Origin of the sequence: Brevibacillus sp. MER 51 (genome assembly GCF_023714195.1) — a bacterium.
Lineage (GTDB): Bacteria > Bacillota > Bacilli > Brevibacillales > Brevibacillaceae > Brevibacillus.
Map to the genome: position 1 here is coordinate 264954 of NZ_JAMAUS010000007.1, position 17612 is coordinate 282565.

A 17612-nucleotide genomic window follows, 5' to 3' on the forward strand; every position below is an offset into this window, starting at 1 on the left:
GTATCTCTTTATTTAGTTCACCCGCGGAATCGGAGTGGCAGCTTTTTTTCGAGAATACAGGAACAAATTGAAGAGTACGATCACGAGTATGATCAATTGCGGGATCGTTGTTTCCCAGCTCGCGTAAATGCCAAGCGTCGGTGCGTACAACAAGTAATCGCTGCTGTGTGCAGATAAGCTTCCCGTTACCTGCAAAGCGTGGATGCTGACGCCGACGAATTTAAATGCCATGTAGTAGAGCAATAGACTGGCTACAAAAAAGAACGGACGTACCGGAATGCGTGCACTGAGCTTGATGATAACAAAGCCAATTACGGCCAAGACGACAAGCGCGCTCAAAATGCCGATCGCCAGGTCTGACATGGAGATCGTAGCGGCCATCCCCATATAAAAGATAATCGTTTCTGCCCCTTCGCGGGCGACAGCGAGAAAGGCGGTGAATGAGAGTGACCACAGAGCTCCTTTTGCCAAAGAAGAGCCGATAGATTTCTCGACAAACTGATTCCATGCCTGCAAATTGGACTTCTTATGCAACCACGCACCGATCGTCACCATAAAGAAGACGGCAATCAGTCCGGTTACTCCCTCAATCGTTTCTCGCGAGTTGCCTGTGGAGAGGTTGGAGAAAACAACACTGAGGATGACGGCAAGAATAGCGGAAACCACGATCCCGGCAAATGACCCAGACCAGATCCATTTGCGCTTGTCGGCATTGCCTGACTTGTTCAGGACAGTAAGCAAGGAGACGATGATCAAGATAGCCTCCAGTCCTTCACGGAACAAGATGAGTCCCGCATCCCAGGCGGTGTACGAGGATGCCGTCGCAAATGGCGAAAGCTCTGTCTTCATTTCTGCAAGATGAGCCGCTGCCTTTTCCCATTGCGGGGGATTGGACAGGATGAGTGTCGGGATGGCGACCATCTTGGCTTCAATGCTGCTGTAGGTAGCAGGCGATTTGGTCATGACTACGCCTTCTACAGAGGGCCAAGAGATGATAAAGGTCTCCATTTTGTCCGAAGCAGCAGTTGCATCCTGATTGGCGATTTCTGTTTCTACCGATGCAAGGAGTACCAGTAGAGACGAGATGGTGGGCTGCTCGGAAGAAGGATTCGCAGCGGCCTGTTGGACTGCCTTTCCTGACAAATAATTGTTTACCGCAGTAATGAGTGCCTGTACCTTCTCTGCGCTCTTTTTAGGATCGGGTGGTTCTGTGTTCAGGGCAATGCGCGCACCGCTGATTTTGATTTCCATATCCCCGTAGACTGCGGCATTTTCCGCTCGAACAAGACCCTCTGCCTTATACCAGCCGGTGACGAAGCTGTTGTACGACTGCTTGGCTTTCGGCAGATCGCCTTCCGTGATGGCTGTCATGCTGTTTTGCAAGAGCGGTAGCAATGCCGCAATTTGCTTGTGTGCCCGTTCTTTTGGCTGACCGCCTTCTTCTTTGGACGAGACGTAACGATCCGTCGCTTTTGCCAGACTGGAGATAGCTGCTTTTGCGGTGTCAGGATTCGCCTTCGCTTGGGCAAGGGCTTGCTCTGCTTCCGCGATTGCTTGCGTCAGCGCTTGGGCATCTGCAGAGGTTTCTTCCGAATTGCCCTCCCAGATGCTCTTCATGCTGCTGAGTGCTTTAGCTGCTTCTTCCCAGTTGTTATCTCCACTGCTAATCAAGGCATCGCTGGAGAGGGCGATCATTTGCTTGAGCTGCTCTGGCACCAACGGCGCGGCTACAGCGGCAGACAGAGCAGATGTCCATAGCAGCATGCATGTACAAAGGATAAACAGATAGCGTTTCAAGGTGTTCACTCCATCCCAGGTAGTTGGTTAAAATAGCGTGTCCCCGATGTATCCGCCCTCACTTGCACCAGGTAGACAGGCGTACAAACCACTGCCAACATGGGTGATATATTCATTGAGCAGGTCGACAGATGCGAGCTTTTGTTGCATCGGTATGAATTGCTTGCGTGGATCACGATTGAAGCAAATGAACAACAGCCCAGCATCGAGCTGACCAGTCTTGAGATCCATTCCACTCGAATAAGAGTAACCGCGACGCAAAATTTTCACCTTGCCGTCCATATGGGCCAGGGCGACATGGGAATCGACAGGAATAACGGGTTTGCCCTTGGCATCCTTTCGATCCAGCTCCAGCTCGTCAAACTCATTTGCTTTGCCAAGAGGAGCCCCGGTTAAACGGTGACGACCAAATGTATTCTCCTGATCGGTGAGGGAGGAGCGATCCCAGACCTCGATCCGCATGCGGATTCGACGCATGACCATGTAGCTTCCGCCTGCCATCCACGCGGGACTTTCAGCAGTGTTAGCCCAGACGACTTCATTTGCAATAGCGGGATCGTTCACCTGCGGATTGTTCGTGCCATCCTTGAAGCCCATCAGATTCCGTGGCGTGGAGCCAGTCGGGTCGGATGCACTGGTACGCTGGAAGCCTTCCTGCAGCCAGTGGAGGACAGCTTTTCCTCGAGCGATCCGAGCCAAGTTCCGGAGGGCATGGAAGGCTACCTGTGGATCGTTGGCACAGACCTGCACGACAATATCGCCACCCGACCATTCCTTTCGCATTTCATCGCTGTTGAAGCGAGGTAAATCGACCAATGGAGCTGGGCGTTTGGATGCAAGACCAAAGCGCTCATCGAAGAAAGAAGCGCCAAGCCCAAATGTGATCGTCAATTTCATTGGGCGCAGGCCCATGGCTTCTCCCGTGTCGACAGGAGGAAGAAGGGCGTGATCGCTCTCCTCATCGACGTTTTTGCCGGCAGTCATGCGTGCTGCTGCCTGTGTCCAGCTTTGAAACAAGCTGCGGACATCCCCTAGCGAGGTCGTCGTCAAATCAAAAGCACCCATGCAGATAAAATCCTGCATAGGTGTAATGATCCCGGACTGATGCTTGCCATAAAAGGGAATGACCTCATCTGCACGGGTCGGAGTGGTACTTGTCTGTTCATTTTTGGGAGAGGAGGGCAAAAGGGTATTGACCCCAGTCGCCCCCAACAGCAGTCCAATCCCTCCGACCCCAGCCAACTTCAGAGCCTCTCGACGTGTGATTTTGTTCGCTGTGGTGTTTGCGAGATGCTTGTCATTCATCTTGTTAGCCTCCTACGATCTTACCCATTTTGGACAATGGCTCAGCCAATGCATCGAGGGACTGACTCAGCTTTTTCACTTGGTCTTCTTTCAATTCGGTGTACAGCACGTAGCCGTCGCCTTTGCGGTACGGTGCGAGGGCTTTGTCCAAATCAGCAAATCGAGTTTCAATTTCACTTGCAAGAGCAGAGTCTTTTGCCGTAACAGCAGGCTTCAATACTTTATAAATTTCGTGAGCGCCTTCCACGTTTGCAGCAAAGTCATACAAATCCGTGTGGGAATAGCGTTCTTCCTCACCAGTCACCTTGCTCGTCGATACCTCGTTCAAGAGTTCAACCGCACCCGTTACTAGCATAGGTACATCAATTTCGACGCTCTCAACCTTCACGCGGAGCTGCTTCACATCTTGCAGCAGTTGATCTGCCACTTTTCCTTGGTCAGCAACCGATTTGGTTTCCCAGAGTGCTTTCTCCAATTTGTGATAGCCGCGCCATTCGTTATCAGGCACATCGCCTTCGCGGGCATCGATCCACGGATCAAAGTCTCCGAGAGATTCAGCGATAGGCTCGATTTTCTCAAAGTAAGCACGGGCTGGAGCATATTCCTTTTTCGCTTTCTCCATATCGCCTGCTTTGACGGCAGTGGTGAAGCTTTCTGTTGCCTTTACGAATTGGTCAGTTTGGTCAACGACCCATTTTCGGTATTGATCAATAGAGGCTTGCAGCTCAGGAGAAGTAGCAGGAGCAGTGCTCGCTGTCGCGGACTGATCAGCAGCGGCAGGCTTGTCTGGCTGCGTAGCTTCCGGTTTTTTCTCTTCAGTTTGTGTTTGTGCGTTTCCGCAAGCGGCGAGTAAGGATGAGCCGAGAACAACTGCGGCGAGTGGATAACTCCATTTTTGAATCATGAAAAGACATCCCTTCATATGATATGAGTGTATAATTATATGATTATATTTCGATAATGAATATCATTATCATCCACAAAGAATTTTACTCTTTCTTAGACAGTTTGCAATCTTTTTTTGGCAACAATCACTTGGTTAGTTTTGGAGTTGTTCACATAAAACCAAAAGTAGCTCAACAATCCCTTAACAATGACCTGTTATGATCGAGCTATCAACCAAATGAATAACGTCTGTAAGTGGGTCGAGACGTGGAGAAAGCCCTCATACAGCAATAGATTTGAAAAAGACCGTTCGATCGGTTTGTTTCTTTGTGCTATTGCCGTGTATGAGGGCTTTTTGTGTTTTCGAATGAAAGGAGCGAGCAGGGGATTTGCTAGATACAGATAGGTACGATGCGTATTTTTTTGATTTGGATGGAACGATTTTTCTCGGGAATGAACTGCTTCCTGGGGTGGAAAAGATACTTGCCGAGCTGCGGGAGAAGCAGAAGAAAATCATGTTTTTGACCAATACGACGGTACAGACAAGAACAGCTTGTCAAACTCGCCTCCAGAATCTCGGATTGACTGCCCGGCGGGAAGAAATCATGACGGCTGCCTATGCAGCGGGATTGTATCTTCAAGAATTTGCGGAGCAAGCGCGTGTCCTGATCGTTGGGGAGCCCGCCTTGGAGGAAGAGATTGCGAGCTTTCATATAAAGCAGGTGCAAGATGCGGAGGAAGCTACGCATGTATTGGTTGGAATGGACCGTGGATTTACGTATGAAAAGCTGCAACAGGCTGCTGACGCTGTGCGAAAGGGAGCGCACCTGATCGTAGCGAACCCCGATCCGGTGTGTCCGGTGCCAGGGGGTGCCATTCCTGATACGTGGGCGTTGGCGAGAGCGATTGAAACGGCTGGTGGGGCCTCTGTCTGGGCGATGACTGGCAAGCCGTCTCGGTACTACGCCGAGCAGGTTTTTCAACAGCTTCAAGTACAGCCCGAAAAATGCGTCATGGTGGGTGACCGTTTGGAAACAGACATTTTATTGGGGAAAAACAGTGGCATGAAAACGGCGCTGGTCATGACAGGTGTGACGACCAGTCGCGAGCTTGAAGCCACAGAGATTCAGCCAGATTACATCCTTCCGACGATGGAAGCCATGGTGCAAGTCGAGTAGGAAAACGAGGAGGCATGGGAGATGGAGTTGGGAAAGAGCAGCAAAAAGTGGTTGTGGTCACTAATGGCAGCAAGTCTGGTGACAGGCAGTATTGCGCCTGTGATGGCGCAAAGCGCGGTGAGCAAAACCTTGCTCATCACCGAAGTTGTCAATGATCCCCTTTTTGATGAAAGCACAGGCGAATTTATCGAAATCACCAATATCTCCAACGACCCGATTGATTTGAGTGGATATATGATCGGCGATGAGGAAAAGCGTGGAGGAAATGAAGGGATGCATGCGTTTCCGGAAGGCACCATGATTGAGCCTTACCAGACGATTGTCATTTCCCGCTATGCCGACGGGATCGTGGAACGCCATGGCGTCACGCCCGATTTTGAATTGTTCGATTCCATGGAGGACGTCCCTGAGCTGTTGCCGACAGATTGGGCGACAGGCAGCATTTATTTAGCCAATGGCGGCGACCACGTCATTCTGATGGACCCTGAGTACAATGTGGTGGATTCGATGGCTTATATGGATGCGAAGGTTCCGGGAGTCACCTCTCATCCGGGAGTTGCTGGCGGGCATTCAATGGAACGCCTGACGGAAAAGGATACAAATGATGCATCCAAAGATTTTGTCGATCAGCCCAAGCCGACCCCTGGTGAGCTGTTGTTTGGTCCGAATGCACAAAAAGACAAGATTCCGGTCTCTGATCTGAAAGACGACGTACTGATTGTCCCTGAGCCTAAGACGGGAATTGTGCTTCCGCCGACGGTGATTGCCATGTACGACAAGAAGTCCGAGATCGATGCGATTCTGGAAGCAGAGGCGTCTTCCGTTTTTATTCCGGTGAAAAAATCCGGGAAGAACGGAGTCGTCACTCAAGACGGCACTCCTCTGGACGAGGTGCTGAACGAGATCAAGGGCAAAGCGATTCCGGTGATTCATATCGAGGACAAGAAACTGGTAGCGGAGGTCGATCGCCTGCTCCAGAAAGAGAACCTCACTGATGTGCACATTGTGTCATCCCGACCGGAAATCGTTCAAGAGATGCGGGAGAAAAACAATGAATACCGTGGTGCCCTCGTGTATGTCGACGGCAAGCTGAACGAAAAGAAACAAAAAGAGCTCGTACGCTCGGCCAGGAGCAGTCGTTCCAATGTGATCGTTCTCTCGCAAACTGCGATGACGGAGGAGGTCATTCGCTACTTCCGCAATCGCGGGTTGTCTGTGTGGGGAATTGATCGGGCGAATAAGAGCCAAGCGAGCGAAATGATCGAGATGGGAGTGGCGGGGGTTGTCTCACACGATCCAAAAGAGGTGCATGAGCTGCTCGCTGCGTACCCAGAGAAAAGTATCACGCAGCCTCCGATGGTCATGGCGCATCGAGGTATCCCTTCCTTAAAGCCGGAAAACACGATGTACGCCTTTGAAGAAGCAATGGAGCTGGGTGTAGAAATCATTGAGACAGACGTCCACAAAACGAAGGATGGCCACCTTGTCCTGATCCACGATTTTGATCTGGAGCGTACCACTAACGGGACAGGGAAGGTAAAGGATTTCACGCTAAAGGAACTGCGCGAATTGAACGCGAACAAGCTCGACCCGGCAAATCCTTCCTGGTATCAGCCTGAGATTACCGATGCTGTCATTCCTACCATGGATGAATTGCTGGAAGCGGCCAAGGGCAAAGCGGTGGTCATTTTGGAAGCAAAGGGGATCGGGTACGAAAAGGAAATGGCGAAGGTCATCAAGGAGCACGACATGGTGGAAGATGTGATTGTCAGCAGCTTTAGCTCAGAAGTGTTGGAGCGTTTCGCCAAGCTCAATCCAGAATTGGGACTGGGCTTTACCTTGAGCGGGACCAAGCCAAAGGAACAGTTGGAACAATATGCCGAAAAGCAGATAACAGACGCGGTACAACTGAATGCCCAATACTTTATCAACCATCAGATTGTCACGCCAGAGCTGATCCGTTTCGCCAAGCATAGGGGAATCATTCTGACCGTGTATACCGTTAACGAAGAAGCAGATATGAAGCGGACAACCGAGGCGGGAGTCGGCGGAATTATTACCGACTACGCACAAAAACTTTACAATACCCAAATATTACCTCAGTAAGCAATTGGTATAGTCGAGGGATACGTAAAAAAACAGCGAGAAATTCAGGGGGGAAAGTCGTGGCTGAAGTGGAATTGCGGCGCATTTCCAAGATGTATGGGGGCCAGAAGGTAGTCAATGAAGTGAGCGCTCGTATTCTGCCAGGAGAATTTTTCGTGCTGGTAGGGCCTTCTGGTTGTGGGAAATCAACCACACTGCGCATGATTGCCGGGCTGGAGGAGATCAGCACGGGAGAGCTGTTGATTGGCGGCAAGCCGATGAACCAAGTCCCTCCGAGCGGGCGAAACATCTCCATGGTGTTTCAAAATTACGCACTTTATCCGCATTTGACGGTAAAAGATAATATTTTGTTTGGTTTGCAGGTTCGAAAAGTAGACAAAGCGGAGCAGGGCAAGCGGTTGGAGCGTGTAGCAGAGATGCTGGGCATCGCGCATCTTTTGCAACGCAAGCCGAAGGAATTATCCGGGGGACAACGACAACGCGTTGCACTCGGACGGGCTATCGTCAGTCAGCACCCTATCTGCCTGATGGACGAGCCGTTATCCAATCTGGATGCCAAGCTGCGCGGGCACATGCGTACGGAAATCCGTCGCTTGCAGCAAGAGCTGGGTATCACGATGATTTACGTTACACACGATCAGGTGGAAGCGATGACGATGGCAGACCGCATGATGGTCCTGCGCGACGGAGAGGTTCAGCAAGTTGGAAAACCGCTCGACGTGTACAACCATCCAGCGAATTTATTCGTGGCGGAGTTTACGGGGGCACCCCCGATGAATACGGTACCTACCATTTGGCGGGCAGGAGATCAGGCAGGGATTGAGTTGGAAGGTCAGCATTTTTTGCCGCTTCCTATGTTTCACGGTATCAAGGACCAGACCCCGGTCGTTCTCGGTCTGCGTCCAGAGTCATTGCAGCCCGCCCTTGAAGGGCAATCTGTCGATGTTTCCTGCCAGTTCCCTGTCACTGTACAGGGAGTAGAGATACTGGGTTCTGAGACCATTGTGGAATTCACCGTGGGAGACAAGCTGTGGAAGGCCAAATGGAACGGGCAATGGCACTGCAAAAGAGGCGAAACCATGCATGTTCGTTTTGATCCAGCTCAGGTGAACGTGTTTGATGGAGAAACCGGAAAAAATCTAGCGGTTACGACCAATTGAGAAAAGAAAAGGGAGAGGTACTGCGATGCGTAAAGTTGTCAAAAGCTTGTTTGCGGTCGTCATGAGTATGAGTCTGATCACGGGTTGCTCCAGTGGCAATTCTTCGTCCACGAACAACGCGGTGCAAGGAGCCAATTCGTCAGGCAAAACAGAGCTGTCCTTCTATTATCCAGTTGCGGTTGGCGGTCCTTTGACCAAGATCGTGGACGGCATGGCAGAGGAATTTAACAAAGAAAACCCGGATATCACAGTCAAGCCAGTTTATACAGGGAGCTATCAGGATACAACGACAAAAGTACAGGCGGCTGTACAAGGCAAAACTCCTCCCGACGTAGCGGTGATGCTCTCCACTGAGCTACATACGATGATGGACATGGACGCAATCCTGCCGTTGGACGACTTCATTGCCAAGGATGGCGGCAGCGAATACGTAAATGATTTCTTCCCGGGCTTCTTGGCGAATTCCCAGGTAGACGGCAAGACTTACAGCATTCCATTCCAACGCAGCACCATCGTGCTCTATTACAACAAGGACGCGTTCAAGGAAGTCGGCCTCGATCCGGAAAAACCGCCGACATCCTGGGATGAGCTGGTTTCGTACGCTACCAAATTGAAAAAGGACGGACGCTACGGCGTAGAGATTCCTTCCTCGAGCTTCACGTATTGGATGTTCCAAGCGCTGGCCCTGCAAAACGGCAAGAACTTGATGTCCGAAGATGGGAAAAAAGTGTTCTTGGATACGCCAGAAAATGTAGAAGCTCTGCAATTTTGGGTAGATTTGTCCAAAAAGCATCAAGTCATGCCTGAAGGCGTTAACGAGTGGGCGACTGTGCCTTCTGATTTCCTGGAAGGCAAAACGGCGATGATGTTCCATACGACAGGGAACCTGACGAACGTGAAGAAAAGCGCGAAGTTTGATTTTGGCGTAGCGTTTTTGCCAGCAAAAAAGAACTACGGCAGCCCGACAGGTGGCGGTAACTTCTACATGTTCAAAGGAACCGATGAAAAGAAACAGGAAGCAGCATGGAAGTTTATTCGCTTTATGACCGAGCCTAAGCGCGCTGCTCAGTGGAGTGTCGATACGGGTTATGTTGCGACACGCAAATCTGCTTACGAGGAAGAGACGATGAAGCAATACGTCAAAGACTTCCCGGCAGCAGCAGTGGCTCGCGACCAGCTGGAATACGGACATGCTGAGCTGTCTACACACAATAACGGCAAAGTGACAAAGCTCTTGAACGACACGCTGCAATCCGTGATCACGGGTCAATCCGAGCCTGCGGAAGCATTGAAAAAAGCGCAGGAAGAAGCGGACAAGATGCTGGCGCCGTTCAATAAATAAATCAATCAAGCAAGGCAATGGGGGAGCGACAATGGGGGAACTACGCGCAAAATGGAAAGTGAACATGTACGCCTGGCTCTTGCTCCTTCCCTCCCTCATCTTCCTGCTGTTGTTTACCTTCTATCCGGTTATACAAACGTTCATACTCAGTTTTCATCAAGCGGATCTGGGTTCTCCAGAGCCGTTTTTTAACGGGATAGATAATTATAAACAAATGGTGGAAGATGAAGTGTTTTGGAAGGTGCTGACCAATAATATCTGGTTTGCTATCGGAACGGTGCCGACGAGTGTGGCTCTCGCGCTGGGTATGGCTCTGTTCGCCAACAAGGCATTACGAGGGAAGAGCTTTATCCGCACGGCTTATTTTTACCCGACAGTTGTTCCGATGATTGCCGTGGCGAACATCTGGCTGTTTATTTACACACCGGAGTACGGTGCGCTTAGTCATGTGATGGAGTGGTTCGGAAAAGGCGACATGAACTGGCTCGGCGATCAGAAAAATGTGATGTGGGCGATGATCTTCATGGTCATTTGGAAGGAAGCGGGCTATTTCATGATCTTCTATTTGGCAGGGCTGCAAAACATTTCACAGGAGCTATACGAATCCGCCTCCATGGAAGGGGCATCATCGTGGACGGTTTTTCGCCGCATCACCTTTCCGTTGCTTATGCCAACGACGATGTTTGTCAGTATTATCGCCTTCACCAACTCTTTCAAGCTGGTAGACCATTTGGTGATCATGACCAAAGGCGGGCCGGATAATGCCAGCAATCTTTTGCTGTACTACATATACGAGACGGCGTTTTCCTTCTGGGATCAAGGAATGGCTTCGGCATTGACGATTGTCATGGTCGTGCTGCTCTTGTTAGTTGCTGCTTTTCAGTTTTTTGGTATGGATAAAAAGATTCACTACAACTAAGGGGGGATGGCAGATGCTTCGCAAAATCACAACGGTTGGAATGTACGGCTTGGCCGTTCTCTGGTTGTTTCCTTTGCTCTGGGCGGTCTGGACTTCCTTTCGCCCGAGGGAGCTGGCGACTTCGTGGTCGCTCAGTGCAGATTTTACACTCGATAACTTTGCGAAGGTGTGGGACGCAGCACCCTTTGACCAGTACTACATCAATACCTTTTTGATCGTGACCGGTATTTTGGTGGCGCAAATGATCACGGCTACACTGGCGGCCTATGCCTTTGCGAAGCTGCAATTTTGGGGAAAGGATGTGTTGTTTGTCCTGTTCCTGGTCCAACTGATGGTCCCGGCGGATATTTTGATTTTCCCCAACTACAACGTCCTGCGTGACTTGTCTTTGCTGGATACCAAAATCGGCATTATGCTGCCGTATTTCGCTTCGGCCTTCGGGGTCTTTCTGTTGCGACAGACCTTCAAGACAATCCCGCACGAGCTGGAGGAGGCGGCACGGATGGAAGGCTGCTCCTGGTTCCAGATTTTGTGGCGGGTGTATGTTCCGCTAGCGAAGCCGACCTACATTGCGTTTGGTTTGGTCTCGGTCAGCTACCATTGGAACAACTTCATGTGGCCGCTGATTATTACGAATTCCGTGGAAAATCGTCCGTTGACGGTCGGTCTGGCGATTTTTGCCCAATCGTTTGAGACGGGGGCGCAATGGGCCGAGGTAAGTGCAGCGACGGTCATGGTGATTTTTCCGTTGTTGCTGGCATTTTTGTTATTCCAGCGGCAGTTTATCAACAGCTTCATCCACTCCGGCGTGAAATAAGAGGGAGGGTCATGAATCATGAGAGACAAGGGCTCGTTTTCCGTATCCACCTATGCCTTATTTGATCTATCCTTGCGTGATGCGATTGTTCAGCTTTTGCAAAAAGACTGGAAGGGCATCGAGATTATGTGTGAAGAGAATCATGCCGACTTCTTGGACTGGTCCTGGGAGCGGCTGAAAGAGTTGAAGCAGCAGGGAAACGAGAGTGAGATTGCCTGGTCGATTCATGCGCCGATTAGCGGCTGCAATCTGGCGGCGGACTCAGGACCAACCCGGGATCAAACGTTGGACACGATGAAGCGTTGCCTGGAGATTGCCAGCTTTCTCGACTGTACCCACGTCGTGATGCATGCGGGGGAAGTAGAAGATCGACTCGCGGAATCAGAGCGTGCCAGAGGTGTGGAAAATGTGAGTCAGGCACTCCACGTGTTGACCTCTGAGCTGTCCGCAGAGAGCAGAACCATACTGACAGTCGAGAATGTTCCCCCTTACCCAAAAGTGCTGGGGTGGAACGTTGAGGATCTCGTGCGTATATGCCAGCATGTCGATTCGTCTCGTGTGCGGATCGTGTATGACGTAGGCCATGCCCATTTGATTCGTCCGGGATATGCGATCGATGCATTGCAGAAGGTGCTTCCTTATTTATCCGCTCTGCACCTGAGTGATAACTTTGGCAAGCTCGACGATCATTTGGCAGTGGGGGAAGGAACGATCCCGTTCGAGCCTATGCTGTCACTTTTAAAAGACAACGGATTTGCGGGTCATTGGGTTGTAGAGACCAAGCAGCTTGGCTGCGCTGAGGCAAGTGTGGAACGGCTACTGAGGGCAGGAGGCAGATAACATGGACATGCAAACGATTTTGAAAACGAATCCGGTTATTGCGGCAACCGAACAGGATCGCTTGGGAGAGGCGATGGCGTCCAGAGCTTGTGCGATCCTGTTGATGTACGGAAAGCTGACCAAGCTGATGGAGGAAGCTGAAACCATCCGTCAGTCGAGCAAGCCGATTTTTTTGCACACAGACCTCATGAATGGCTTGTCCAATGACAAAGAGGCTTTTCGTTTCTTGTCCACCTATATCCAACCAACAGGCATTGTCACTACCAAAGGACCGATGATTCGCGCGGCCAAAAAGGAAGGGATGCTGACGATCCAGCGAGTCTTTTTGATCGATTCGACCTCTCTCACGACGACGATCAAAAACGTCTTGGAAAACCAGCCGGATGCGATTGAAATCATGCCGGGGATAGCGCCGTCTATTATTTCGTATATCAAGGAGCATTTGTCGCAGCCGATTATTTTGGGCGGGTTGATTTGGAATATGGAGCAGGTCAATGAAGCGTTGAAGGGTGGAGCAGATGCTGTTTCATTGAGTAAGTCGGAGATGTGGAATCATATGAGGGTTTAGGAGAAAGGGCAGGTGTGAATGCACCTGTCTTTTTTGTATGTAATAAATCTTTACGCCCTTCCGCCTACCATTTTATCTGGTTTCCCATCCATCCATGTTTCTTACAGATATGTGTCCAAATGCCTACATGATTGGTAATCGCACAAGAGTAATTTTATAATGTTAGTAACAAAATTCTACGATGAAGAAAATAACAGCGAAGTGACACCCTTCAGCGTGAAAAGAGGGTAATATGGAACCAATTCAATTGATGGAAGCGGCAGAGCAATTTATCCGGACATGCTATCGTGAACTGGACAAGACAACGGACGAAACCGAGCAACGACTGCAAGAAGTACGACAGCTGATTCATCAGCAGGGATACTATGAGCATACGGCCGAGGAGCTTCGTCATGGAGCAAAAATGGCCTGGCGCAATAGCAATCGATGTATTGGGCGATTCTTTTGGGAATCGTTAGTGGTGATAGATGAGCGGCATGTCGAAACAGAAGAAGAGATGGCGCAGGCCATGCTCCGCCACATCGACTTTGCCACCAATGGAGGGAAAATTCGCCCGACCATTACGGTATTTGCACCTGCTGTAGCAGGCAGACTCCCCATGCGCATCTGGAATGACCAACTGATTCGCTACGCGGGATACGAGACAGAGTACGGCGTATTGGGTGATCCAGTTTCGCTTTCGCTGACGAAGCTATGTGAGAGCTTGGGATGGCAAGGGAAAGGCACAAACTACGACGTTTTGCCGATTGTCGTGCAAATTGGAGATCGGACGCCGCAGTTTTTTGAGATTCCTCAGGAGCTGGTCTTGGAGGTGCCGATCGTGCATCCTGATTTGCCGGGCTTTGCTGATTTGGAATTACAATGGTACGGGGTTCCTATTGTTTCGAATATGCACATGGAGATTGGCGGTATCGACTATTTGGCCGCGCCTTTTAACGGCTGGTACATGGGTACGGAGATCGGTGCGCGCAATTTTGCCGATCAAGAGCGATATAACATGCTGCCAAAGGTCGCAGAGGTCATGGGGCTTGATACGAGCAGGGAAGTGACGCTGTGGAGAGACAAAGCACTTATCGAGCTGAACGTAGCCGTCCTGCATTCCTTCAAGGAAAAAGGAGTATCGATTGTCGATCACCATACAGCGAGCCAGCAATTCAAGCGATTTGAGGAAAGAGAAGAGAAATGTGGTCGAGCCGTTACGGGTGATTGGACATGGCTGGTTCCGCCGATCTCGGGTACAGCTTCACACATTTTCCACAGTCTGTACGACAACACAATCCATAAGCCGAATTTCTTTTACCAGGACAAGCCGGAGCTCAGCAAAAAATAAGGTCTTCCAATGTCGCGAACATACTTCGCGGCATTTTTTTGTGACGGGTTGTAAATGGTATCTCGGACCATGCTATGGGAAACCCGTATTTTAAAGGGAAGCTGGATGGTATCGAAAGCGTGGGCGACGGAACATCGCTAGAAAAAGTACTTTACTAAAATAGCTCCAACGGTAGTGATTCCATACGCCAAGGGGATCTGATGCGTTTGGGCACAACTTTGGAAGGGGTGGAGACATCCTTTACGGCGAATTCTAGTTAAAGGCTCCGAATGCCGTACAAAAAGAAACCATTGATAGCAATACCGGCTGGGAGGAGGTCTCGCTTGAAACACTACCGGACTTTGCGGGAGACTACATTTTTACCAGTGCATGGTCTGGAGATGATGCCAATCCGGAGGCTGTATACAGTACGGACGTTTGGAAAGGCTTGTCGGCAGTAAAAAATAACAACGTAGAACAAAAACCCCCGAAACATGTAGCAAGTATGCTCTGCTACAAGTATTCGGGGGTAATTTATTTAGCGGTTGTAATAACTGCTAAGAGCTGGGAGCAGACCCAATGGATTTTTCCGCAAGTCCTTTGCACTAAAGAAAATGCTGCCCTGGACCTGAGGAACCATCGCGTTGTAATTCAACTGGTTGATAATCTCTTGGGCACTTTGCCAGCCGGCCTCAGCCGTTCCCAGCTTGTAAGGGGAGTGACCGATGTAGAGCTTGACGTTCGTGCCTTGTACTTCGTTTGCCCACCAAGTGACGAGCTTGTCATATTGGGCAGGGGCGAAGGAAAAGCTCCAATAAATTTGTGGAGTCACATAATCGATCCATCCTTGTTGAATCCACGTACGCACATCGGCAAACATGTGGTCATAAGCAGTAACGCCAGCTTTTGTATCGGAGCCAGTCGGATCGACGTTGCTGTTGCGCCATACACCGAATGGACTGATCCCAAACTGAACGTGAGGCTTGACGCTCTTGATGGACTGATTCAATTGTTGAACAAACTGATTGATATTATCGCGGCGCCAGTCTGCTTTGGACACGATTTTTTTGCTGTTAAAAGCCTTGAATGCTGCATCGTCTGCAAAGGCGACATTGGAAGGATAGAAATAATCATCCAAATGGACACCATCGATGTCGTAGCGCTGCACGACTTCCATTACTTCATTGATAATTTGCTGACGTGCCGCCGGAACACCCGGATTGATGTACAGCTTTTTGTTGGCATTAACGATCCAGTCAGGGTGCTGCTTGATCACGTGATTCGCTGGCAATTGGTCTGTTTTTGCATCTGTAGTGGCACGGAACGGGTTGAACCAAGCATGGAATTGCATCCCGCGTCTATGCGTTTCTTCTACCATAAAAGCAAGGGGGTCGTATCCAGGATCTTTCCCTGGAGTTCCCGTCAAGAATCTCGACCATGGTGTGAGCGTAGAAGGATACAAAGCATCTCCAGATGGGCGAACTTGCACGAAAGCAGCGTTCATTCCCATCGCTTGTAGCTCATCGAGCAGCTGTATGTATTCTTGTTGTTGCTTTGCTGGGTTTCCGTAAGAACCAGAAGAAGGCCAGTCCAAGTTGTAGACCGTAGATATCCATACCCCGCGCAAATCTCCGTTTGTCACCACAGGTGTGCCTGGTTCCATACCGCCAGTCTCACTCAATACATCCTGTGGCGGCGGCGTCATGGTAGCGACGTTGCCGCTTTGCAGGCGAATGGTTCTTGTTTTGTCTTCCCATTTTACCGTAAGGCCCAACTGCTCAGAGACAAAACGCAGCGGAACCATAATTCTTCCTTGTTTGTTCTGAACAGAAGCATCGAGTGGGACGCTATTGTTGTTCACGAGAGCGTTCTTTTGATTAACCGTCAGCGACAACAAGGTATCTTGCTTACTGATCGTTGCGGTTTGAGACTTTGGCTCCCAATTTACTTCGGCTCCCAGATTTTCACCGATCACCCGCATTGGGACCATCGTTACGTCTGCTTTTGGAACAATGTACGGAGCGACGTCACTTTTGATTTGTTGCCCGTCCAAATAGATGCTGATGCCAGAGGATGTCTGCGCGGCCTGCACGGATATCCCCATCGTTGGAATACATAGTACGAACATTAGCAAAAGCATAAACCACTTGCGTACCTTCATTTTTGCCAATCCTCCGACAAGTATAGATTTGCTTAATACATTAGCCAATTCGTTAGACGCTTTATTATATCGCTTTGTTACGCTCAAGTGGGAAGATTATTGTAACGATTCGCCCCATTGTGGCAAAAAATGACGGAACTGATGAAGAAAGGGAACCTCCCAAGCTTATCTGACATAGGCAAAAGCATATGTTGTTTTCCTTCGAGTCATGGGACAAAAGTGAGGGAGAGGAGTGCAAGCATGAGTTCATTTCTTGCGCAGAAGGCACCGATTGTTTTTGTTCCGGGGCTGTTTGGGTCGATGAGTGATCGAATTATTCCGGGTACTGGTGACTGGGGCTTCGGGTTTGCCCGAACGGCTTATGAGCCATTTATCCGTTTGCTTGGAAAAATGGGTTACCCCCTCAATGAACAATTGTTTGTAGCCTTTTATGATTGGCGAAGGCAGATCGATATTTCCGCCGAGCGCTTTTTGCTGCCTGTTATCGAGCGAGCGAAGCAAACAACAGGCTCCCCTTGTGTTAATCTCATTTGCCATAGCATGGGGGGCCTTGTTGCTAGAGCGTATGTCCAGAGCGAATTTTATCAAAACGATGTGGATCAGTTGCTCATTTTTGCGACTCCCAACGCAGGATCGCCTGTCGCCTACAGCTATTGGGCAGGAGGGAAGCTGCCCCGCTCTGTTTCTGCCAAAAGAAATGTCGTGGAACTATACATGAATGTATATCTGGCCTATATGGAGCAAAGCATCCCTTTTCATCGTATACAAGCTATTCACAGACACTTCCCCAGTCTCCTTGACCTTACCCCGTCAGCAGCATACGGTGATTATTTGCTGGAGAAAAACCAGGGGGTAGAAGCCTTCGTACCTTATGGGCAAATGGTCGTGAAAAATCAATACATGGACTACTTGAACGCAACGATGGGGATTATCGCAGCCCGCAATATTCGCGTCACGCTGGTAGCTGGCATCGGACATGAAACGATTCATTACCTGCGAACGGTCCCTTCGCTGTCTCCCGATAAATGGGTCGATGGAAGAGTAGTGGGCTCGATCAATAGTGACGCTGGGGATGGGAATGTCATGGCAAGCAGCGTATTCGCGCTGGAAGGTGAGCGTTATTACGTAGAGGCGACACATCTGGAGATTTTATATAAAAGTGAACCGCTTCTCCGGCAATTGCTAGAGTAGGGAGAAAAAAGAGGACCAAGCCAGGGAGATCTCT

The 17612-nt window shown here is 50.0% G+C and carries 14 protein-coding genes and 1 pseudogene; 11 read left to right on the forward strand and 4 right to left on the reverse strand.

What is annotated here, in order from left to right; translation table 11 throughout:
• Positions 1-12: 12 nt before the first annotated feature.
• Genes M3630_RS17255 through efeO form a run of 3 tightly spaced genes read right to left on the reverse strand, consistent with a single transcriptional unit; the run spans position 13 to position 4006 of the window.
• Positions 13-1797, reverse strand: a complete 1785-nt coding sequence (locus M3630_RS17255) for an FTR1 family iron permease (protein ID WP_251252870.1) — start codon at positions 1795-1797, stop codon at positions 13-15.
• A 27-nt stretch (positions 1798-1824) separates the two neighbouring features.
• The gene (gene efeB, locus M3630_RS17260; RefSeq protein WP_173611779.1) at positions 1825-3102 is read right to left on the reverse strand and encodes an iron uptake transporter deferrochelatase/peroxidase subunit; all 1278 of its coding nucleotides are present in this window, start codon (positions 3100-3102) and stop codon (positions 1825-1827) included.
• A 4-nt stretch (positions 3103-3106) separates the two neighbouring features.
• A complete protein-coding gene (efeO, locus tag M3630_RS17265) occupies positions 3107-4006 on the reverse strand; it encodes an iron uptake system protein EfeO (RefSeq protein ID WP_251252871.1) in 900 nt (299 codons plus the stop codon).
• A gap of 370 nt (positions 4007-4376) precedes the next feature.
• Here efeO and M3630_RS17270 point away from each other — a divergent pair, with 370 nt between their 5' ends.
• The 10 genes and pseudogenes from M3630_RS17270 to M3630_RS31195 all read left to right on the forward strand — a co-directional run.
• Positions 4377-5165, forward strand: a complete 789-nt coding sequence (locus tag M3630_RS17270; RefSeq protein ID WP_251252872.1) for an HAD-IIA family hydrolase — start codon at positions 4377-4379, stop codon at positions 5163-5165.
• Between the two features lie 21 nt (positions 5166-5186).
• Entirely contained in the window at positions 5187-7271 is a 2085-nt protein-coding gene (locus M3630_RS17275) for a glycerophosphodiester phosphodiesterase family protein (RefSeq protein ID WP_251252873.1), read from the forward strand.
• 59 nt (positions 7272-7330) lie between these two features.
• The gene (locus M3630_RS17280) at positions 7331-8431 is read left to right on the forward strand and encodes an ABC transporter ATP-binding protein (protein ID WP_251252874.1); all 1101 of its coding nucleotides are present in this window, start codon (positions 7331-7333) and stop codon (positions 8429-8431) included.
• Positions 8432-8456: 25 nt separating this feature from the next.
• Positions 8457-9773 (forward strand): ABC transporter substrate-binding protein, encoded by a 1317-nt coding sequence (locus M3630_RS17285; protein WP_251252875.1) that lies wholly within the window; start codon positions 8457-8459, stop codon positions 9771-9773.
• Positions 9774-9804: 31 nt separating this feature from the next.
• Positions 9805-10692: a carbohydrate ABC transporter permease gene (locus tag M3630_RS17290; protein ID WP_047070124.1), complete on the forward strand. Its 888-nt coding sequence runs from the start codon at positions 9805-9807 to the stop codon at positions 10690-10692.
• Between the two features lie 13 nt (positions 10693-10705).
• Positions 10706-11509 carry a carbohydrate ABC transporter permease gene (locus M3630_RS17295; RefSeq protein WP_047070123.1) on the forward strand — a complete coding sequence of 268 codons (804 nt, stop codon included), beginning with the start codon at positions 10706-10708 and terminating at the stop codon, positions 11507-11509.
• A gap of 18 nt (positions 11510-11527) precedes the next feature.
• The gene (locus M3630_RS17300; RefSeq protein ID WP_251252876.1) at positions 11528-12349 is read left to right on the forward strand and encodes a sugar phosphate isomerase/epimerase family protein; all 822 of its coding nucleotides are present in this window, start codon (positions 11528-11530) and stop codon (positions 12347-12349) included.
• Position 12350: 1 nt separating this feature from the next.
• Positions 12351-12917 carry a glycerol-3-phosphate responsive antiterminator gene (locus M3630_RS17305; protein ID WP_251252877.1) on the forward strand — a complete coding sequence of 189 codons (567 nt, stop codon included), beginning with the start codon at positions 12351-12353 and terminating at the stop codon, positions 12915-12917.
• Between the two features lie 232 nt (positions 12918-13149).
• Positions 13150-14247 carry a nitric oxide synthase oxygenase gene (locus M3630_RS17310; RefSeq protein ID WP_251252878.1) on the forward strand — a complete coding sequence of 366 codons (1098 nt, stop codon included), beginning with the start codon at positions 13150-13152 and terminating at the stop codon, positions 14245-14247.
• A 289-nt stretch (positions 14248-14536) separates the two neighbouring features.
• A pseudogene (locus M3630_RS31195) lies at positions 14537-14641 on the forward strand (iron(3+)-hydroxamate-binding protein fhuD); the annotation flags it as partial.
• A 123-nt stretch (positions 14642-14764) separates the two neighbouring features.
• Here the strand turns inward: M3630_RS31195 and M3630_RS17320 are convergent.
• The gene (locus M3630_RS17320) at positions 14765-16387 is read right to left on the reverse strand and encodes a family 10 glycosylhydrolase (RefSeq protein WP_251252879.1); all 1623 of its coding nucleotides are present in this window, start codon (positions 16385-16387) and stop codon (positions 14765-14767) included.
• Between the two features lie 240 nt (positions 16388-16627).
• Here M3630_RS17320 and M3630_RS17325 point away from each other — a divergent pair, with 240 nt between their 5' ends.
• Positions 16628-17578, forward strand: coding sequence for a lipase/acyltransferase domain-containing protein (locus M3630_RS17325; protein WP_173611791.1), 951 nt, complete (start codon positions 16628-16630; stop codon positions 17576-17578).
• Positions 17579-17612: the final 34 nt, after the last annotated feature.